Origin of the sequence: Thermosynechococcus sp. TG215, assembly GCF_031583455.1 — a bacterium.
GTDB lineage: Bacteria > Cyanobacteriota > Cyanobacteriia > Thermosynechococcales > Thermosynechococcaceae > Thermosynechococcus.
Genome location: NZ_CP134178.1, coordinates 684502 through 705501, shown reverse-complemented (window position 1 = coordinate 705501; position 21000 = coordinate 684502). Strand labels below are relative to the sequence as shown.

The following is a 21000-nucleotide window of genomic DNA, read 5'->3' as shown; positions in this document are numbered from 1 at the left end:
TTAGACCAATTTTTTGAATAATGGAAAAGTTATCCCCCGCCGTTTCCTGTCCCCATGCCTTCTGCCAATCTCTTACTCATTGATGGTCATTCCTTGGCCTTTCGTGCCTACTACGCCTTTAGTAAGGGGCGAGAGGGGGGGTTGCGTACCTCCACGGGGATTCCCACTAGTGTGTGTTTTGGCTTTCTTAAGACGCTGCTGGAGATTCTGGAGCAGCAGCAGCCGGATCATGTGGCCATTGCTTTTGACTTGGGGGAGCCGACATTTCGCCACACAGCCGACGAAAACTACAAGGCGGGGCGGGCAGAAACGCCCGAGGACTTTATTACCGATATTGCCAATTTGCAGGCGTTGCTGCGGGCACTGCGTCTACCCCTGTTGAGTCAGCCGGGCTATGAAGCCGATGATGTGATTGGTACGGTGGCCCATCGCTTGCGACCCCAAGGATGGCGGGTGTCCATTGTCAGTGGCGATCGCGACCTCTTTCAATTGATTGATCGCGAAGGTCAAGTACAGGTCTTGTATCTGGGGAATACCCTTGGCCAACGCAAGCAGGGTCTGGAGGTCTTTGATGCCCTCAAGGTCAAGGAAAAAATGGGGGTTTGGCCCGAGCAAATTGTGGACTATAAAGCCCTCTGTGGCGATGCCAGCGATCGCATTCCCGGTATTAAGGGGATTGGCCCAAAAACAGCGGTGCAGTTACTCAATCAGTACCCCACGCTAGAGGAAATCTACGCCCACATCAATGAGATTACGCCCCCTAGCCTAAGAACGAAGCTGATCAATGGGGAGGCCGATGCCCGCCATTCCCGCACCCTAGCTCAAATTATCCTCGATGTCCCCTTGGAACTCCCCCTAGAGGAACTGCATCTGAGTCCCTTTGACTGGCCAACGCTGGATCAGCTATTGGATCAGTTGGAATTTCGTACCCTGCGGATGCAACTTCAGGACTGGCACCTCCGCTTGGGGGGGACACTGCCGGATGTAGAGAGCGATGCGGATGCAACATGGTTTTTTGCGCCGACGGACACCCCCGATCCAGTGAATGTGCAACTCATTGAGACGCCAGAGCAACTGCAATGGCTGATCGCCCAGTTAGAAACCTGTACCGATGCGAACCATCCTGTGGCTTGGGACACGGAAACCACGGCCTTGAACCCCCGCGATGCTGCCTTGGTGGGCTTGGGCTGCTGTTGGGGCGCAGCGCCTGATCAGGTGGCCTATCTACCGTTGGGGCACAAAGAGGGGCAGAACCTACCCCTACCAGAGACCCTCGCCGCTTTGCGACCGATTCTTGAGGGCGATCGCTACCCCAAAGTCTTGCAAAATGCCAAGTTTGACCGCTTGGTGCTGCGGTTTCAGGGGATTCAATTACAAGGTGTCGTATTTGACACGATGCTGGCGAGCTATGTGATTAATCCCGAAGCCAGTCACAACCTCAAGGATCTGTGTCAACGCTATCTGCCCCTTCAAGCCCAAACCTACCGTAGTCTGGTGGGCAAAGATCAAACCCTTGCGGATCTCCCCCCTGCGGTGGTAGCGCAATACTGTGGCCTCGATGTCTATACCACCTATCTTCTCAAGGACAAACTAGAGGCCGACTTGCCCCCCCGCCTGCGCCAACTCCTCCTAGAGGTGGAATTGCCCCTCGAACCCATTCTGGCGGAAATGGAAGCCACGGGGATTCGCATTGACAGTGACTATTTGCGGCAACTCTCCCAAGAACTCGAACAGCAACTGGCAGCACTGCAACAACAAGCATGGGATGCCGTGGGACAACCCTTTAACTTGGCCTCCCCCAAGCAACTGAGTGAACTGCTCTTTGGCATTTTGGGGTTAGATACAAAAAAGACCCATAAAACGAAACTGGGCTACTCCACCGATGCCGCAACCCTCGAAAAACTGCGGGGAGATCATCCTGTGATTGAACTCATTTTGAACCATCGCACCCTCGCCAAGCTCAAATCCACCTATGTGGATGTGTTGCCAACCTTGGTGCGTCCGGACACAGGCCGTGTACATACGGAATTCAACCAAGCGGTGACCGCTACGGGGCGCCTTTCCTCCTCTAATCCCAATCTGCAAAATATCCCCATTCGCACCGAGTTTAGTCGGCAAATTCGCCGCGCCTTTATTCCCGAGCCGGGCTGGTTGCTGGTGGCAGCGGACTATTCCCAAATTGAGTTGCGCATCCTTGCTCATCTGAGTCAAGAGCCGGCCCTACTAGAGGCCTACCAAAAAGGGGAGGATGTCCATCATCTCACAGCTCAGTTTCTCCTAGAAAAAACCGACATTAGTTCCAGCGAGCGACGCTTGGGCAAAATTATTAACTTTGGCGTCATTTACGGGATGGGAGCGCAGCGGTTTGCCCGTGAGGCCGGAGTGAGTGTGGCCGATGCTAAGGTGTTTATTCAGCGGTTTTACGATCGCTATCCACGCGTCTTTGACTATTTGCGGCAAATGGAACGGCTTGCCCTCAGCCAAGGCTATGTGGAAACCATTTTGGGACGGCGGCGCTATTTTGAATTTCAGAGTTCTGAACTGCAAGCCCTGCGGCGCAAGCCTTTAGAGGCGCTAGCCGATGTCGATCCCAGTAAACTAAAAATGAGCAATTACGAGCGGGGGCTATTGCGGGCGGCAGCCAATGCCCCGATTCAAGGTTCCAGTGCCGATATTATTAAGTGTGCGATGGTGAAACTGGCTCCCCTACTTTCCCCTGAAGAAGTCCGCCTGCTGCTCCAAGTCCACGATGAATTGGTGTTGGAGATGACCCCTGAAGCGTGGGAACAACTGCAAACTACAATTCCCGAAGTCATGAGTACAGCAGTACCCCTGAGTGTGCCCCTTGCGGTGGACATTTACGCGGCGGCCAACTGGCTGGAGGCCAACTAGGTTTGTTGATGCGGCAGCAACGCCACTGGCAAGTTTATTTCTGGCAAATTCTCCTCTGCCTTGTTTTGGGGGCGATCGCCCTCTCCTTGCCGGCCGACGCCCAAACGATTCGCCCCTACATTGACCGTGCCATGGATCAAATCAGTGAATTCTATCTTGACAATGGGATGCACTTCATTGTCATGGAGCAACACCAAGCCCCGATAGTGTCATTTCTCACCTACGTGGATGTAGGGGGCGTTGATGAACCGGAAGGCCAGACCGGTGTGGCGCACTATCTGGAACACTTGGCCTTTAAGGGCACCCGCCGCATTGGGACGACGGATTATGCCGCTGAAAAAGAAAAACTTGCCCAACTGGATCGCCTCTTTGAGCAACTGCAAGCCACGACGGATGAGCGGCAACGTCAGGCATTGATTACAGAATTTGCCGCTGTGCAGCAGGCTGCCGATCGCTATGTGATTCGCAATCAATATGGCCAAATTGTCCAGCAGGCCGGGGGCGTGGGTCTCAATGCAACCACATCTGCCGATGCCACCCGTTACTTCTACAGTTTTCCCGCCAACAAATTGGAACTGTGGATGTCCCTAGAGTCGGAACGCTTTTTGGAACCCGTCTTTCGCGACTTCTATCAAGAAAAGGAAGTCATCCTTGAGGAGCGGCGGCTGCGCACTGAAAATTCCCCCACTGGCCAACTCTTTGAGGCCTTTTTGGCCACCAGCTTTCGTCAGCATCCCTACCGCCGACCCGTCATTGGCTACCGTGAGGATATTCAAAACCTGCGCCGCGCCGATGTGGAACGGTTTTTTCGCCAGTATTACACACCTGACAAAATGACCATGGTGCTTGTCGGAGATGTTGATCCCCAGAAGGTGAAGGAATTGGCCAAGGTTTATTTTAGTCGCTATCCCAAGGGCACGGGCAAAACCACAGCCATTCCCCCCGAACCGCCGCAAACGGAATCTCGGCAGATTACCCTCGAATTGGCCAGTCAACCCCTCTATATTGAAGCCTATCCCTGTCCACCTTTGAGGGATCCCGCGTACCTCACCTATGAAATTTTGACACGTCTCCTCAGTGGCGGTCGCACCTCCCGTCTCTACCGTTCCCTTGTCCTAGAGCAAAAATTAGCCCTCAACGTGCAAGCCTACGTGGGGTTTCCCGGCAATAAATACCCCAATCGCTTTCTCATCTACGGGGCACCGGCGCCGGGTCAAACGACGGCTGCCCTTGCGGCAGGTATTGCCCAAGAACTCAAGGCACTGCAAACAACACCCGTGACGGCGGCAGAGCTGGATCGGGTAAAAGCGCAACTGCGGATGGAACTGCTGCAAAACCTAATGTCCAATGAGGGGATGGCCAAGCTCTTGGCGGAGTATGCTGTAAAAGGCGGCGGCTGGCAGCAACTCTTTGCCCGTTTAGAGGCCATTAATGACATTACCCCTGCCGACATTCAGCGGGTGGCTCAATCCCTGCAACCCCAGCAGCGGACAGTGGCGCAAATTCAAACCCGTTCATGAAGACCCTTTGGATGGAATGGTTGGGGGCGATCGCCTTCTATACCTGTTTGCCCATTCCCCCTAACTGCCCCATGCAATTGGCGGGAGCTGCCAAGTGGTGTCCTTGGGTGGGGCTACTGTTGGCAATGCTTCTCTGGGGGGCGCAGTGGCTGCTGGCATTTTTGCACGTTCCCCCCCTCGTGGCCAGTGTCTTGGTTGTGGCACTTTGGCTAGGATTAACTGGGGGATTGCACTTGGATGGTGCCATGGACACGGCCGATGGTTTAGCCGTCAGGGATCAACAGCGGCGCCTTGAGGTGATGGCGGACAGCCGCACGGGTGCCTTTGGCGTCATGGCAGGACTCGTCATTTTGCTCTTAAAAGTAGCGGCCTTGAGCAGTTTAGAGAGGGGTCAGGTCTTGGTGTGGGTATTGGTAATCGGGCGCCTTGCTCAGGTGTGGGCGATCGCCCGCTATCCCTATTTGAAACCCCAAGGCACGGGTCAGATCCATAAAGCCAGTAGTGCCTTTCCCCGCGATTTTTGGCCGAGTGGTTTACTGGTGCTGTTACTCAGCTTCCTGCTACCGCTTCCCTTCGGACAATTGCTTTTTGGTTTGCTCCTCATCCTCTTGATCCCGGCATGGTTTCAGTGGCAGTTGGGCGGTCACACGGGGGATACCTATGGTGCGGTTGTTGAGTGGACAGAAGCCTTGATGTTGGTTGCCTTCACGGTGGAATCGACCAGTTGATCCGGCAGCGCCACGGCCACGGTGATGATCCCCAAGACCTTGTAGCCAGCCCCCCGTAATACTGCGGCTGCAGTTCGTGCCGTTGTCCCCGTGGTATAAATGTCATCGCACAAAAGGAGCCAGCGCCGTCGCTGCAGCCCCTGCCCTAGGCGAAAGGCATTCTCAAGATTGGCTTGGCGTTCTGTGAGTGAAAGCTGAAACATGAACTGGGTTGCTCTTTGGCGGATTAGTCCCACTGGGGCAAGGGGTAGCTCAAGGGCACGGCAAAACCCCTCAGCAATGAGCGCTGCTTGATTAAAGCCCCGGCTCTGCAATTTATCGCGATGGAGAGGAATAGGCACAATCTGCAACGGGAGGCGTTGGGCGATCTTTGCTTCCAACCAACTCAGGGCTAACCATTGGCCAAAGAGGGTACCTAGTTCGGGGTGATTGTTGTATTTCATGGTGGCGATCGCCCGCTTGAGGTCTTGCTGATAATACCCCCAGGGAAAAAGGGGGAGACTGCCCCGCCAGTAGCGTTGGCGTTGGCGCACTTCCCATGACCTCAGCCGCCGTTCACAATCCCTACAGATCGTTTGGGGACTGGCTCGACCACAACAGGAACAGGGCTGTTGCCCCAAAAAGGAGGTGAGCGATCGCCACACCAGCACACCCCCTAGGCACTAACAGTAGGCACTAATATCCTCATGGCACTCATCCGCCAAATAGCAGAGGGCACGGTAGCGCAACACCATCAACTCCTCATAGAGAGGATTTAGGTGGCACAGGGGCGGAATGTGAATATGCCATTTTGCAACCACGATATCGCGTTCAAAGGGACACTGGGCGGGGATCAAGCGGCATAGACGATGGGCAAGCTGGCGATCGTGCACTTCTAGATGCTCTAGCCACTGCCGGACAGGCCACAAAATTGTGCGGAGCATGCGTTGCCCCAACGTCAAAATTGTCATCAACTCAACACCTCAACTCAATCATTGAAGTTGGCAGCGAAATCTCCCCTTCCTCAACTGTTTAAGAAGGCAATTTCAGTTACTTAAAACCCTCTCTTGAGAAGGGCAAATGTGTCGCTGCATTCGATGGGAAAAAAGTCGTTGCGATTCTGATTTAACAGCTCTTAGCGAGGAGCGAAATCCCAGAAACATCTCAATGAAAATCGCATCACGATAGACAATCTCCTTGTTTCACAGGGATTTAGTAGTAATGGATACATTATTGAATTTAATGATGACTCTGTACCCATCCCTATTTTAGTGACTCCTGTTGAAGTTGACGATGGGGTTTTCCGAAAAGTTGCCCCTAAGCAACCGTTTTCTTCTCTATCAGTTGTCTGTATAGGGTCGCGCAACTGCCCCCAAGACTTTGGCAGTGTCCTTGCCATTTGCCAGCAGCGACCCCTGCGGCTTGCGAGGGGGTAATTATTTTATTCCTTAAAAAGAGAAAAGAACTGAGTAGCGCGCCTCCCCCTTCTAAGGTAATCTGCAATTAGAGTTTGGCATTGGGGAGCACTGGCATGTTCAAGAACATATTGATTCCAACAGATCTCCATGATGGTCTCCCCAAACTGACCCACTACCTTGAGGCACTGAAAACAGCGGGTGCTCGCAAGTTGATCTTCTTCCATGCCCGCCCCATTGACGAGGATGGCGATAAGCCTCGGCTGCGGGAAAAAAAGCTGCAACAGGCACGCGAATTACTCAAAATCGATGCCGCAAAAGTTCCAGCGGATCTTAAAGCAGAAGTGATCATCGAAAACCGCCGCCCCGCCGATGCCATTCTGGACACCGTTGAAAAGCATCAAATTGACTTGGTGCTGGCCAGCCGTCCCATTCGCAATCTCTTGGACGAGAAGCTCTTCGGCAGTACAACCATTGAGGTGCTGCAACGGATTAAAGTGCCAGTGATGATTATGCGCCCGCAACTGTTGTGGGTGATGACAACCGCAGAACTGAATCTCCGCTGTCAAAATCTCTTTCGCCACCTACTAGTGCCCTACGACCACAGCCCCTCTGCCCAACATCTTGTTCAAAAACTGCGGGAAGGCGTGCAAAAGCGCGATCAAACGAGCATTGCTGCACTGACCTTCTGCTGGATTATCAGCGATGCTGGCAAAGGGGAACTGGGAGTTGGCGAGCAACGTCCGAAGGCTGAAAAAATTCTTGCCGAGCTAAAGCAAGAATTCACTGGCTATGGCCTGAGCATTGAAACCGAGATTCGCTTTGGTAGTCCGGTGGTCGAAGCACAATTGGCAGCCCACGATCGCGACATCTATGGGATTGCCGTTTCCTCTGGTTCCGTCGGTAAAATTTGGGAATTATCAATCCCTAGTTTTGCCGGGGAGATCATTCGCCGTTGCGTCTTTCCCGTGATCTATTTCCCGCCCGCTGGTCGCTCATTAAAATAAAAAAGATGGGGCAGCAGAACTACCCCAAAGGCATTTCAATTAGGCACTAAAAGTAAAACTTAGCTAATCGTCACTTGGCGGGGTTCCTCAGGCGCGGCGGCCTTTGCTGCTTTTTGCTCCATCATTTCTGAGCGGGCTTCGGCAACCAAGTCTTGGAAAGACTCACTGGCTTCAGCGACAGCCGTCTGTGCCTTTTCATAGGCTTCAAACGCCCACATCAAGCCTGATTTTGCCGCATTGCGAGCTTGCTCTGCCAAGTTGTGACCAGTCATTGAGTCAACGGCACCCACAACGGGGGCAACAGCAACAGCACCCACCCCAAGGGCAAGCACGGTAAGTGGTTCTAAACCAAGTAACAGGGCTTCAAACTCCATTCTGCGGCATCCTCCAAAGGAAAAGCAATGATGAGCACATCGCACCCATGATAGCAAAGGTGCAGAGAGGGCAACGTCCCCACTGGCTTAATCGCTCCACTGAGATTCTTATGCAGGGCTGAGCCAAAAGATTAGCAGAGCTTGAGGGCAGTACTGGGAACCTCATCCCAAGAGGCCACCGTACGCAGACGCACTTGCCAACCGGCGGCTTTTTGTTCTGTTGTTAAGTTTTTCTCAAAAGACTGCACACACTCCCTCGCCTGAGCTTCATCACGACAGGCAATACAGGCATAAAGCAGGCCAGAGGGATCAATTTGCTCGCTTACCCAAATCCTCATCGCTCACTCCTTGGCGCAGTTTGCCGATTTCACAGAACTATCTCCAGCCTAGGCGAAATACACCGAGACCGTCAGCCCTTCTTAACAGCACTTTAACAACTCAGCCAATGCTGCCAGCAATTGCGCAATGTGCTCAGGGGTGTGATCGGCTCTTAGGGTGATGCGCAGCCGACTAAAGGGCACGGTCGGTGGCCGTACCGCCGCCACCCAACATCCAGCCTCTTGTAATTTCTGACCCCATTGGAGAACAGTGGCTGGATCGGGAGCAGGCAAGCAAAAGATGGGGGTCGGTAGCGGACGGGGCAAAACGGGGCAACCCAATTCTTGCAGTCCTTCTTCGAGTTGTTGAATGCGCTCCTCAAGGGCTTGGCGTAGGGAAGGCTCTGTTTGTAGTTGCTCAAGGGCAGCAAGGGCAGCAGCAGTGTCCGCCGGTGAGAGTCCAGTGCTATAGATCCATGTGCTGGCACGGTGTTGCAGATAGGAGATCAGAGCTTGGGAGCCAGCAATGTATCCCCCTAAACTGCCAAGGGCTTTGCTGAGGGTACCCATTTGAATGACGATCGGACTCGATTGCCCCAAGGCGACTAAGGTACCGGCACCGTTGGTTCCCAAGACCCCTGTGCCGTGGGCATCGTCCACTAGCACCATGGCTGTGTAGGTCTCGGCTAGCGCCAATATCTCCTCTAGGGGGGCGACATCCCCATCCATACTGAAGACACCATCCGTGAGGATCAGACAACGGCGGTATTGGCAGCGATGGGTTTCTAGGAGTTGGACAAGGGCAGCGACAGCGTTGTGGGGGTATTCATAGAACGTCGCATGACTGAGACGGGCACCTTTTTTGAGACAAGCATGGTTGTAGGCATCCCCAAGCACCAAGTCCCGTTGATCCACAAGGGCAGCAATGGTACCGAGATTGGCGGCAGTACCCGAACTAAAGACTAAGGCAGCTTCTGTGCCTTTCCACTGGGCGATCGCCCGCTCTAGTTGTTCATGAAGACAACGTTGACCACTCAGAAGGCGAGACCCGGTCGCCCCAGTACCCCATTCGTCAATCGCCTTAATGGCGGCTGCTTTCACCTGCGGATGGTTGGCCAGACCCAGATAGTCATTGCTGCAAAAGTTAATCAATGGTCGGGGCGGCTCGCCAACACTCACCACTGCCCCCGGTGCGCTACTGAGAAGGGGTTGGCGATACCAATGGGCACGGTGCAGGGCATCTAGGGCAGGTTCTAGCCACGCAAAGGGATCGCTCATTTGAGAGAGAATATTTTAGGAAGACTGGACAAAGTCTAAACCAATACGTGGCGGGGCGATCGCGGGGGACGGGAATGGGGTTTATTGCCATTCTGCTGGTAGCGCCCATTCAATGGCTCAAGGTGCAGTCGATAACCGACATTGCGCACGGTTTGAATTAGGCGCGGCTGCTGCGGATCCACTTCGATTTTCTTACGCAAAGATAAGATATGCGTATCCACGGTGCGAGGGTTGTCAATGCTCTCTGGCCAAGCTCGCCGCAGCAATTCCTGACGACTCAAAGGTGTGCCCCCCATTTGCGTCAGAACATAGAGTAGGCTAAATTCCTGCGGTGTCAAATCCACTGGCACATTGCGTACCACCACTCGCCGCTGCACTAAATCGACTTGTAACTCACCCAAGTTCAGGACACTGGGTAAACAGGGGCGTGCTCGCCGTGCCAAGGCCTCGACTCGGGCAAGAAATTCCTGCATCCCAAAGGGTTTGGCCAAGTAATCATCGGCACCCGCCCGCAGCGCCGTCACCACATCCGCTTCATCCTCATGGCCAGAAAGAACTAAAATCAAAACAGTGTTTTGGTAGTGAAGCCAGCGGCATAATTCCAAACCATTGCCCTCATTCAAGTCCAGATCGAGAACAACCAAATCGGGATGTCGCAGTTGAAATACTTCCTGCCCCTGTTGACAACCACTGGCAAGATGAACGATGTGCCCCACTTGCTGTAGGTGCCAGCCAAGGAGGGAACGCAGGTGGGGGTTACTTTCAATAATTTCAACGTGCATCAACATCAATACATCCCCACAACAACGGCGGAGTACAGGAAAAAGAGATTTCTTCTACATGTCTGGGAGAAGGTGCAACAGAGTGGCAATGTCTGGATGAATTGGATGCTAATTTAGCAAATTTAATCCCAATGATTTCGTAACGACTAATACTTTAGGGTTTTTTCTTGTTCCTGTAATAGAAAATTCTTACTCTGGCTCTAGTGACAAAATGAAGTGGGGTTTCTAAACAAGCGGTATGGCAGTGCCCATTCTCAACCTTTTAGCGGCTGATGGTTCACGACAGCAAATTCAACTGGGGCGCGATCGCCTGCTTATCGGTACCGACCCCCAAAGCCAAGTGATTCTCGTCGGTGAGGGGATTTCCCGCCACCATGCCTTGATTATTCCCACGGAGACGGGTTATCAAGTGGCGGATCTCGGGAGCGCCAGCGGCACTTTTTTGAATGGTACGAAGCTGCGGCCACGCACCCCTGTGGCGCTGAAGGCGGGCGATCGCCTACAAATCGGTGAGTTTGAAGCCATTTTTGATCCAGATGGCATAGCAACAACGGAACTGCCGGGCACGGTGGTGATGGGGGCTGCCAGTACGCCGATCTTGCAGGTGGCGACGCCCCAGTGGTTGCAGGAGTTTCCGCTGCTGAAGGAGGAACTGGTTCTCGGTCGGGATCCGAAGGCGGACATCACCATTGACCATCCCTTTGTGTCCTTTCACCATGCCAAGCTGGTGCGATCGGGAGAGCATTACAAAATTATTGACTTGGGCAGCAAAAATGGTCTCCACTGGCGCGGAAAAACGATTAGCGAACATGCCTTGGCACCGGGGGATGTGATCCATGTGGGGGAATTCCTGCGGCTGACCTACTTGTTGATGCCCGCCACGGAGGTTGTGGAGCAAACGCGCCCCCTCCAACTGCGCGATCGCCAGCAGATTCGGATTGGCCGTGACCCCAGTAACGATATGGTGCTGGATCATCCGGTCGTCTCGCGATTTCATGCCCGCCTCTACCTTCAGGAAGGACAGTGGTACATTGTCGATCTCGACTCTGCCAACGGCACCTTCATCAATAACCAGCGCCTTGAACCCCGCAAACCTATGCCTTTACCCACGGGGGCCTTGGTGCGCATTGGCCCCTATAGCTCGCTGTTTACCCCCGATGAAACCATTGTTCCCCACAACGACAGTGGCAATCTGCGCCTCGATGCCATCCACCTCAGCAAAACCACCGCCAAGGGGGCAAAGCTGCTGCAAGATATTTCCCTTTCAATTTTGCCCCGCGAGTTTGTCGCGATTGTTGGCGGCAGTGGTGCCGGTAAATCAACGCTCCTCGATGCCCTCAACGGCTTTCGTCCTGCTACGGCGGGTACGGTACTCGTCAACGGCTATGATCTGTACCGCTACTTTGGCACCTATCGCACCCAGATTGGCTATGTGCCTCAGGATGACATTATCCACAGTGAGCTAACGGTGGCTCAGGCCTTGGACTATGCGGCACGACTGCGCTTACCTGCTGATTTTAGCGATCAAGAGCGACAGGAACAGGTGAACCGCGTCCTTGCGGAATTGGAGTTAACATCTCGCCGCAATGTACTGGTGAAACAACTGAGTGGCGGTCAGCGCAAACGAGTGTCGATTGGTGTGGAATTGCTCACCCGCCCCAGTTTATTTTTCTTGGATGAGGCCACTTCTGGCTTGGATCCGGGCACGGAAACCCAGATGATGCGGCTGTTGCGGCAGTTGGCAGATCAGGGGCGAACAATTTTACTGATTACCCATGCCACTAAAAATGTGATGCTCTGCGATTTGGTGGTGTTTTTAGCACGGGGCGGCCACCTTGCCTATTTTGGGCCACCGGATCAAGCCCTCAACTATTTTGATGTCCAAGATTTTGATGAAATTTACCTCAAGATTGAGAGCGAACCTAATCCAGCCGTATGGCAGCAGCGCTATCGCCAGTCTCATCTGTATCAAACCTATGTGGTGGAGCGGCAGCGTCCCCTCAACGTGGATACGGGGGCAACCCGACAAGTCCAACCCCAACGCCAAAAAGCAACGATTCCCCAAGTGGCACCGTGGCGGCAGTGGTGGATTCTCACTCAGCGAAACTTGGCCATTTTGCGACAGGATCGGGCGGCACTCATTCTCATGCTCTCCCTCGCGCCGATTTTGGGAGCCTTGGATTTTGTCCTCTGGAAGCCAACGATTCTCGATCCGGATCAGGGGGATGCGGGGCAGGCATTTACGATGGCCTTTGTTACTGTGCTGATTGCGGTGATGGTGGGCAGCCTAGCGACGATGCGGGAAATTGTTAAGGAGTTGGAGATCTATCGCCGGGAGCGGATGGTGGGGTTGGGGCTGTGGCCCTATATTTTCTCCAAGCTTGGCCCAGCAGTGGTGCTGGCACTGTACCAAGCAGCGGTTTTTTTGGCGGTGAAGTTTTTGGCGATCGATCTGAGCCTCGGTATTGGGGCGATCGCTGGCTTGTATCTAACGCTGTTTCTGGCCACCTTTGGTGGCATGGTGATGGGGTTATTGGTCTCTGCCCTCTCGCCGACGCAAACCGTGGCTCCCTTGTTAACGATTCTCTTTTTGGTACCCCAGATTACCTTTGCTGGAGCAATTATTCCTCTGAAGGATCTAGGGGGCGTGGGCAATTTGATCAGCGATGTCACCCTGACCCGCTGGAGTTATGCCAATGTGGTGTCCCTGTTCGGCTTTGGTCAGGATGTGGCGCGGGATGCCTGCTGGCAGCAATCCAAATCTGAACGGGAGAAACTCAGTCCTGAAGCCCTAGAGCAATGTCCGTGTTTTGATGATAACCTCTTTCAACGTTGCCGCTTTCCCGGCGTGCGCAAGGAGTACCACCCCGCTGTAGATGAACCCGAACCCCCACAACCTCCGGAACCGGGTGATCCACCGCCACTGCCCAATTCGGTCTTAGAGTTTGATCAGGCCTATCGCGATCGCGTCGAGGAATACAATCAACGGGTCAAAGACTATCAGAGGGCCATGGATCGCTGGCAAGACCAATTTGCCCTCTGGAAAGAGCAGCGGGGGCGGGCGATCGCCAGCGGTGAAGCTCTTATTGATCGCTTTTGGAGTCTTCAGGGGCACACGTTCAACGCCAATGTCACCGTCAATAACCTGCGCTTAGGGGGCATTATTGCCCTCATGCTGGGACTAGTGGGGGTTTTTCAAAAACGCAAGGATGTGCTTTAGGCTGCTAAGTGGGCAAAGGCTCGGCTCACTGCCCCTAAGGCCATATCAATCTCGGCAGCACTGACAATGAGAGGAGGGACAAAGCGCACCACCTGCGGCCCCGCGGGCACCAGCAATAGCCCCTCAGCAAGGGCAGCTTTGACGACTTCAGCAGCGGTGAGGGGGGTGTCGGGTTGCAGTTCCAGACCGTTGATCAGTCCCCAGCCGCGCACCTCAGCAATGAGCTGAGGATAGGTTGCTGCTAGTTCGCGTAGTCCTGTCCGCAGTTGCTGCCCGCGATCGCGCACATTTTCGAGGAGATTCTCTTTTTCAAGGGTTTCACAAACCGTGAGCGCTGCTGCCGTGGCCAAGGGGTTACCGCCAAAGGTACTGGCATGATCCCCCGGCTGAAAGACAGCACAAAACTCCTTGGCAATCATGGCACCAATGGGAACTCCCCCCGCTAGGCCTTTGGCCAAGGTGAAAATATCGGGTTCAACACCGAGGGTTTCATAGCCCCACAGGGAACCCGTGCGCCCCATACCCGCTTGTACTTCATCAAAAATCAGGAGAATGCCTTTTTCGGTACAGAGTTGGCGTACCTGCTCAAAGTAGGGGCGATCGCCAGGACGGACTCCCCCTTCTCCCTGTAACGGTTCCAACAGAATAGCGGCCACTTGGGGCTGGGACTGATCTAGTTGCTCAACAAGAGTCTGCAATGCCGCAAAATCGTTGTAGGGAACATAGGCGAAGCCGGGCACCAGGGGGTCAAAGTGTTGTTGGTATTTTGGTTGACCCGTAGCAGTAATCGTGGCGAGGGTGCGTCCGTGGAAGCTAGCCTGTGCCGTAATGATGATCGGGTTGGCAATGTGGCGAACGGTATGGGCATATTTGCGCGCCAGTTTAATGGCGGCTTCGTTGGCTTCGGCACCGGAATTGCAGAAAAACACGCGATCGCCACAGGAGTGATCCACAAGCCACTGCGCTAGCGCCCCCTGTTGAGGAATGTAATAGAGATTGGAAACATGGTGCAGGGTTTGCATTTGCCGACTGACCGTCTCCACCAAGGCCGGATGGGCATGACCCAAGGTACAGGTGGCAATCCCCGCCACAAAGTCCAGATAGCTGCGGCCTTGATCATCCCAAACGCGGCAGCCTTCACCGCGCAGCAGCGCAATGGGAAAACGACCATAGGTGGTCATCACCACTTGGTCAAAGGCATCGGTACTGAAGGACGTTGGGGGAGCAGCAACCATTGACTCTGGACTCAAAGCAAAAACTTCCTGCTATCTTAGCATCTCCCTCTCGCTGTGGCAGGGGAGTTACGGGTCGCTCTAGAATTAGTGCTTATTGACCCCCAAGGATTGCTTCGGTACACTACACCTAGTATTCCGCCATTGAGTCCTGCCCCTATGGTGCAAAATCCTCCCCGTCCTCAAACTAGCTTCCCCGCTACGGCTCCCACCGCCTATCCCGTGTTTTACCGCACCTACAGCCGCCAAAATGAAGCGGGTGAGCGGGAAAATTGGCAACAGGTGTGCGATCGCACCCTGCAAGGACTACAGGAAGTGGGGCACCTCACTGCAGCAGAAGTTGCCCTTCTTCGGGAAATGCAGCAGGCGCTAAAGGCGTTGCCCTCTGGGCGCTGGCTGTGGGTCGGAGGAACGGATTGGGTGCGCCAGCCCGAGAACTTTTCCGGTGCCTACAACTGCACCAGCACCAATGTCGTGGATTGGGATTCCTTTGGCCTGATGATGGATCTGGCCATGCAGGGCTGTGGCACAGGGGCGATCCTAGAGCAGAAATACATCTCCCAGTTGCCGCCGATTTGCAATCGCCTTGAGGTGACTGTCATTGGTCAAATTGGTCAAACCCCCAAGGAAGCGCGTCAAGAGCAAACAACTGTAATACTCACGGGGCAGACCTGTCACATCAAAGTGGGGGATAGCCGCCAAGGGTGGGTGAAGTCCTACCAAACGCTGCTTGAACTCGCCAGCAACCCTCAACTCGGTGGTTTAGTTCAGGTGACGATTGACATTAGTGATGTGCGTCCCACCGGTGAGCGGCTCAAGGGGTTTGGGGGAGTTGCCAACCCAGTAAAGCTGCCAGACCTCTACCATCGCTGCGCGGCACTGTTGAATGCGGCGGTGGGTCGCCAGTTGACCTCTGTGGAGTGTTGTCTGCTGATTGATGAGGCAGCCGTTGTGGTTGTTGCTGGCAATGTGAGGCGTTGTTTGCCTGAGGATGCTTTGGTACACACAAGCAAGGGACTGATCCCGATCAAAGACATCCAAGTGGGGGACTGGGTGCAAACGCCCTTAGGGTTTCGGCAAGTAACCCAGAAATTTGACCAAGGCTACCAAGAGGCTTATGAAGTAATAACCAATGGTCCCTTGCTGCGAGCTACCCTAAACCATCGGATTGCAACTCTTGCGGATGTTTCAGGGGGAATTCACTGGAAATTTGTCAATGCCTTAAACCCGGGCGATCGCCTGCTTCACAACACTCAAGTTTTACCCGGTACAGTTACTCATTTGCCATCAGACTTGACTGATTCTCGACCACGCGGTAGTCATACTTCTCAAGCAATCACTATTCCAGAACTGACGGCTGATGTTGCTTGGTTAATTGGCTTTACCCACGGGGATGGTTATGTTAGCTTGGGACGCAACAAGTACAACAAACCCTTTGGTAGCATTTGTTGGGTTTACAACAGTTTAGATTCCAAGCTTGCTCAGCAGATTCATACTAAAATCAACTGTGCTCTTACTCTCTTCGGTGTACAAGCCAGACAAGAGTGTATTGAAGGTGAGAATACCTTGCGATCGCGAGTAACCTCTATTCATCTTGCAGAATACTTTCACCGCTATATTAAGCAACCTAAACAACCGTTAGAAGTCCCTAGCTTTATCTTGCAGGGAACGGTTGAGGTGCGTTGCGCTTACTTAGCAGGTCTAGTGGATAGTGACGGTTCTGCCTGTGGGCGGCCACCTTACCTATTAACGACTGTATATCCTAAATTTGCTCGTCAAGTTAGCGCTCTTTTATCTAGTTTGGGAATTGCTACTCGAATCGGTGTCACACTCCCCCAAAAAGAGCATTGGCAACTCAAATATCACCTTAAACTACCGGCTTTTAAGGCTCGCTACAACAGTCTCATTGCACCGTATTCCTTGAAAGGCCAAATTCATCAAGGACAGGAAGCCGATGGCTTTACAATTCCTGCAACTATGATGCGGGAAACCTATACCTATAGCCAAATGCAGGAAATGGGTTTTGAAGGTTCCCGAAGCGTGGATACCAATTACAAGAGGTATATTGCTGAAGCTGAAGTTAGTCTTGATATTCCCGTAACAGTAAAAGAACTAGGCAGCTATGACTATGTTCAGACCTATGATATTGAGGTCGAAGATGCCCACTGTTTTTACTGTGATGGTTATCTGATGCACAACAGCGCTGGTATGCGTCAGGGGGCAAGTGAGGATGAGGCTTTTGCCCACGCTAAACAAAATCTCTGGCAACAGGATGAGCAAGGCAATTGGCGAATTGATCCGAAGCGGGATGCGCTGCGGATGGCCAACCACACCCGTGTCTTTCACACCAAGCCCAGTCTCGAGGAATGTATCAATGCCGTGCGCAGTCAGTTCTATTCAGGAGAAGGTGCCATTCAATGGGCCGGGGAGGCGATCGCCCGCGCCAATGCCGATCTTTTGACTACAGCGGATCTCAAGCAGGCCTTCCTCCGTGCCTATGAAAATCAACAGGGGGAGGCGTTTTTGCGGCAACTGTTGCCCACTATCGATCAGCGGGAGCTGGCTCACCGCTTGGGTCGTTATGGCCTCAATCCCTGTGTTACAAGCGATACGTGGGTACTCACAGAAGCAGGGCCGCGTCAAGTCAAAGATTTGATCGGCCAACAGCACGGCACCTATGTCAATGGCGAATTGTTTAGTACCACCGCCGCTGGCTTTTTCCTGAGTGGTATCCAGCCAGTTCTCAAACTTACCACCCGTGAAGGCTATACCCTACGGCTCACCGCGAACCATCGTTTGCTGAAAGTGACCGCCCAAACCCCGAAAAGACAATACACGGAATGGGTAGAAGCAGGTCAATTACACGCGGGCGATCGCCTTCTTTTGCACAATCACCGTGATCTAACCCCTTGGGGTGGTAAGGGAACTTGGGAAGAAGGCCGTTACGCCGCTCAAGCCCTTTATCAAGTTGCCATAGGAAGCACTGCTGTGCAAACCCAAGCAGCAGGCTGTTTCACAGGGATTAAACACCGCCAAAACGACTGGATAGCTGTACTCCCCCATAGCTTAGAAAAGAACTTTCGCCTAATCACGATCGAGGAAGGCAGCTATGCATTCTACTGCGGGTTCCTCCGAGAGATTTTCGTTACGACTCAGTTAACATCAATACCACGGCTGCATGTCACACTGGGGGATCGACAACTAGCCTCACTTATTCAGCGCATGCTACTGCGTTTGGGAATCGTTTCGGTGGTTGCAGAATCATCCCTAGTTATCCAAGGGGATAATCTCACAACGCTGGCTCGGGTTCTGGAATTGGGGGCGATCGCCCATAATGACTCCTTACCTCCCGAACGCTTTACAGTTGTCGTTGAGTCAATTACTCCCGATGGCATTGAGCCAGTGTATGACTGTACCGTGCCCGGCCCGAATTGCTTTGATGCCAATGGCTTTGTTGCTCACAATTGCGGTGAAATTATTGGTGCTGATTTCCACTGCAACCTTGCGGAAATCCACCTGAATCAAATTGATCCAGCGGATACGATCACACAGGAAAAAGCCTTCAAGGCTGGTGCGGTCTCAGTGGCAGCGCTGTTGAACCATCGCTTTGTTGTCGATCGCTATCAATACTCCCGCGCGATTGATCCCATTGTTGGCGTCAGTTTTACGGGGCTATTTGACTTCTGTGTTCATGCCTTTGGTGTGCCTTGGCTGGAATGGTGGGCCGCAGGACGACCGGATACCCCCCAAGGGCGCGAATTCAAAGCCCAAGAGGCAGCCTTCCTACAACACTGGCGGCAAATTGTCCATGAGACCGTCTGGGAGTATTGCGATCGCCACGGCCTCAAGCGCCCCAATCGCTGTACCACCGTCCAACCCTCCGGTACCAAATCCCTGTTGACGGGTGCCTCTCCCGGCTGGCATCCCCCCAAAGCCCAACGCTTTATTCGACGGATTACCTTCCGCAAGGGCGACCCCGTGGCCATGGCCTGCTATGACTTTGGCTACAATATCATTCCCTCCCAGTCCGATAAGGATGAGACAGGGAAACTTCTTGATGATCCCTTTGATCCACGGTGTACCGAGTGGCTAGTGGAAATTCCCGTTGCCGTCTCTTGGGCAGATCTGCCGGGGGCAGACACGATTGATATTAGCCAGTTTTCGGCCTTGGCGCAGTTTGACTTCTATATGCAGGTGCAGCAGCACTACACCACCCACAACACCAGTGCCACCATTGAGCTACGGGAACCTGAAGTCGAACCCCTTGCCACGGCAATTTACACGGCGATTCAGCAGGATCAAGGGTATATCTCTGCGGCGCTCTTGGCACGCTTTGATGCCCATGAAACATTCCCGCGTCTGCCCTTTGAGCCCATTAGCAAAGAACGGTACGAGCAAGAAGTCGCTGCGGTTGCTCGGCGCAAGCGGATCCATGATTTCCATGCAGCCCTTTCCCGCTATACCCAGCCCGTGATGGAAGCAGGGCCTGCCGGCTGTGACTCCGACAAGTGTCTCACATCCTAGGACAGCTGGGGGGATGCCCCCCTGATTGAGTTCGGGTTTAGTATTTAGGCAACTTTGTAAACCAATTCTTTTTGGCGCGATCGAGTTGGCCTTGAACCATTCCAGAGACCATACTGAAGTCTGCCCCAGAAATATCGGCACCGGTAAAGTTGGCTCCTGAGATCGAGGCATCCTGCAATTTTGCTCCCTTCAAATTTGCCCGCTCAAAGTTGGCTTGCACCAGATAGGCACCGCAGAGATTGGCATCACTCAGGTTGGCCCCCTGAAGATTGGCTTCCCGCAAGACCACATTGGTGAGGATACAACCCTTCAAATCAGCATTGGTAAAATTGGCATTGGCAAAATTGGCACCGGAGAGATCGGCATTGCGCAATACCACATTGGAGAGATCGACATCCACAAAATCCCGTTCTCCCCGCTTATAGGCCGTTAGCACTTGGGCAGCCGTCATCCGTACGGTGACTTTGGGGCGCAGATGCTGACCCGAGCCTACCCCCACAACTGGCGGCCCACCCCATGGAGATCCTGTCATCCGCGATTGCCGCAACCGAGCTGCTGCAGCATTTTGACGCACAGAGGAGGCATAACTAGAGGACTGAGCTGATCCACGGGGTCGGCCTTGGCTGGGAGGGGCTGCAAGGGCATTACTGAGGTCATCATCCTCTGCTGTAACGGTAGGGGCAGCCAGCGCAGGTGTTTCTTGGCAATCAAGGAGCTGGAGATCGGCTAGGACATCGATCGCGCTTTGGTAACGGTTTTTAACGCTATCCTCCAGCATTTTGTCGAGGAGAGCGGCAAACTCAGGGGAGATATTTTTGACGTAGCGCTTCCAATGCCATTCCCCCGTGTGCGGATCTCGCTCAATCTCTTTGGGTGATTTACCAGTGAGCAGATAAACACAAGTGACACCCAGAGCGTAAATATCGCTGGCATAGATGGGACGCATGGCCATTTGCTCCGGCGGCGCATACATGGGCGTTCCCACGGCAAAGCTGGTAAATGTGGATAGCTCTGGGGCATTTTCCACCATCGCCTGGGTGACTTTGTCTTTGACTGCACCAAAGTCAATGAGCACTAGCTTGTTGTCAATATCACGGCGGATCAAGTTGGCAGGCTTAATGTCACGGTGGATCACACCATTTTTGTGTAGGTAATCAAGGATGGGCAGCACTTCCTGCAAAACCTGCTTCACCTCTTCTTCGCTTTTGGGGCCAAAGCGTTTGACCTCCTGTTGCAGGGTGAGGCCACCCACATATTCTTGGATGAGATAGAACTCATTTTCATTTTCAAAGTAGCCAAGCAGACGCGGCAGTTGGGGGTGGTTGCCAACTTTGCCGAGAGTGGTCGCTTCCCGCAAAAAGAGTTCCCGCGCCATAGCCAAGATATGGGGGGCGGTGGCGGCTGGCCGTAATTGTTTAATCACACAACTGGGATTGCCGGGCAACTTTGTATCAATCGCCAAGAAGGTCGTGCCAAACCCCCCTCGCCCCAGCACTTTAATGGCTTTGTATTGATCGTTGAGCAACAATTTGCTGCCACAGGATTGGCAAACCTCTACATCATCGGGGTTTTCTGGCTTGACACAGTTTGGGTTTAGGCAGTAACTCATAAGCAGCCAAGGGGATGAACAGCACGTTCAACAGGGGGAAGGGTGATAGGGTGACCTGTTTTCAAGTCACAGCTCACAGGAATGTGCCCCCACCGCTAGTATGATTCAATAGCTTCCACAGGA

14 protein-coding genes are annotated in these 21000 nt (G+C 53.5%); 6 read left to right on the top strand and 8 right to left on the bottom strand.

Annotated features, from left to right (window positions below):
- Positions 1–54 precede the first annotated feature (54 nt).
- From polA to cobS, 3 genes are read left to right on the top strand one after another with little or no spacing between them, the layout of a single operon-like run.
- Positions 55–2892 carry a DNA polymerase I gene (gene polA, locus RHJ02_RS03225; protein ID WP_310800449.1) on the top strand — a complete coding sequence of 946 codons (2838 nt, stop codon included), beginning with the start codon at positions 55–57 and terminating at the stop codon, positions 2890–2892.
- Complete coding sequence (locus RHJ02_RS03220) at positions 2781–4412, top strand: pitrilysin family protein (protein ID WP_310743375.1); 1632 nt, start codon at positions 2781–2783, stop codon at positions 4410–4412. Before polA ends, RHJ02_RS03220 begins: the two co-directional genes overlap by 112 nt.
- Positions 4409–5140, top strand: a complete 732-nt coding sequence (cobS, locus tag RHJ02_RS03215) for an adenosylcobinamide-GDP ribazoletransferase (RefSeq protein WP_310743374.1) — start codon at positions 4409–4411, stop codon at positions 5138–5140. Before RHJ02_RS03220 ends, cobS begins: the two co-directional genes overlap by 4 nt.
- Here the strand turns inward: cobS and RHJ02_RS03210 are convergent.
- Both RHJ02_RS03210 and RHJ02_RS03205 read right to left on the bottom strand, forming a co-directional pair.
- A complete protein-coding gene (locus RHJ02_RS03210; RefSeq protein WP_206201041.1) occupies positions 5071–5784 on the bottom strand; it encodes a ComF family protein in 714 nt (237 codons plus the stop codon). The genes cobS and RHJ02_RS03210 overlap by 70 nt on opposite strands.
- Before the next feature lie 18 nt (positions 5785–5802).
- Positions 5803–6090: a Mo-dependent nitrogenase C-terminal domain-containing protein gene (locus tag RHJ02_RS03205; RefSeq protein WP_206201040.1), complete on the bottom strand. Its 288-nt coding sequence runs from the start codon at positions 6088–6090 to the stop codon at positions 5803–5805.
- A gap of 560 nt (positions 6091–6650) precedes the next feature.
- Between RHJ02_RS03205 and RHJ02_RS03200 the strand changes: the two genes are divergently transcribed.
- On the top strand, positions 6651–7541 hold the full coding sequence (locus RHJ02_RS03200; RefSeq protein WP_206201039.1) for a universal stress protein: 891 nt from the start codon (positions 6651–6653) through the stop codon (positions 7539–7541).
- A gap of 59 nt (positions 7542–7600) precedes the next feature.
- Here RHJ02_RS03200 and RHJ02_RS03195 read toward each other — a convergent pair whose 3' ends face one another.
- From RHJ02_RS03195 to RHJ02_RS03180, 4 genes are all read right to left on the bottom strand, one after another.
- Positions 7601–7915 carry a DUF5132 domain-containing protein gene (locus RHJ02_RS03195; RefSeq protein WP_190278082.1) on the bottom strand — a complete coding sequence of 105 codons (315 nt, stop codon included), beginning with the start codon at positions 7913–7915 and terminating at the stop codon, positions 7601–7603.
- Between the two features lie 131 nt (positions 7916–8046).
- Positions 8047–8253, bottom strand: a complete 207-nt coding sequence (locus tag RHJ02_RS03190; protein WP_206201038.1) for a glycogen debranching protein — start codon at positions 8251–8253, stop codon at positions 8047–8049.
- Positions 8254–8334: 81 nt separating this feature from the next.
- Positions 8335–9510, bottom strand: a complete 1176-nt coding sequence (gene bioF / locus RHJ02_RS03185; protein ID WP_310743373.1) for an 8-amino-7-oxononanoate synthase — start codon at positions 9508–9510, stop codon at positions 8335–8337.
- Between the two features lie 35 nt (positions 9511–9545).
- Positions 9546–10298: a response regulator transcription factor gene (locus RHJ02_RS03180; protein WP_206201036.1), complete on the bottom strand. Its 753-nt coding sequence runs from the start codon at positions 10296–10298 to the stop codon at positions 9546–9548.
- A gap of 232 nt (positions 10299–10530) precedes the next feature.
- Here RHJ02_RS03180 and RHJ02_RS03175 point away from each other — a divergent pair, with 232 nt between their 5' ends.
- A complete protein-coding gene (locus RHJ02_RS03175; protein WP_206201035.1) occupies positions 10531–13512 on the top strand; it encodes an FHA domain-containing protein in 2982 nt (993 codons plus the stop codon).
- On the opposite strand, the gene RHJ02_RS03170 is transcribed toward RHJ02_RS03175, so the two are convergent.
- Positions 13509–14747, bottom strand: a complete 1239-nt coding sequence (locus tag RHJ02_RS03170; protein ID WP_206201034.1) for an aspartate aminotransferase family protein — start codon at positions 14745–14747, stop codon at positions 13509–13511. The two genes, RHJ02_RS03175 and RHJ02_RS03170, sit on opposite strands and share 4 nt — an antisense overlap.
- 156 nt (positions 14748–14903) lie before the next feature.
- Here RHJ02_RS03170 and nrdJ point away from each other — a divergent pair, with 156 nt between their 5' ends.
- Positions 14904–19268, top strand: coding sequence for a ribonucleoside-triphosphate reductase, adenosylcobalamin-dependent (gene nrdJ, locus RHJ02_RS03165; RefSeq protein ID WP_310800448.1), 4365 nt, complete (start codon positions 14904–14906; stop codon positions 19266–19268).
- Between the two features lie 37 nt (positions 19269–19305).
- On the opposite strand, the gene RHJ02_RS03160 is transcribed toward nrdJ, so the two are convergent.
- On the bottom strand, positions 19306–20877 hold the full coding sequence (locus RHJ02_RS03160) for a serine/threonine-protein kinase (RefSeq protein ID WP_310743371.1): 1572 nt from the start codon (positions 20875–20877) through the stop codon (positions 19306–19308).
- Between the last annotated feature and the right edge of the window lie 123 nt (positions 20878–21000).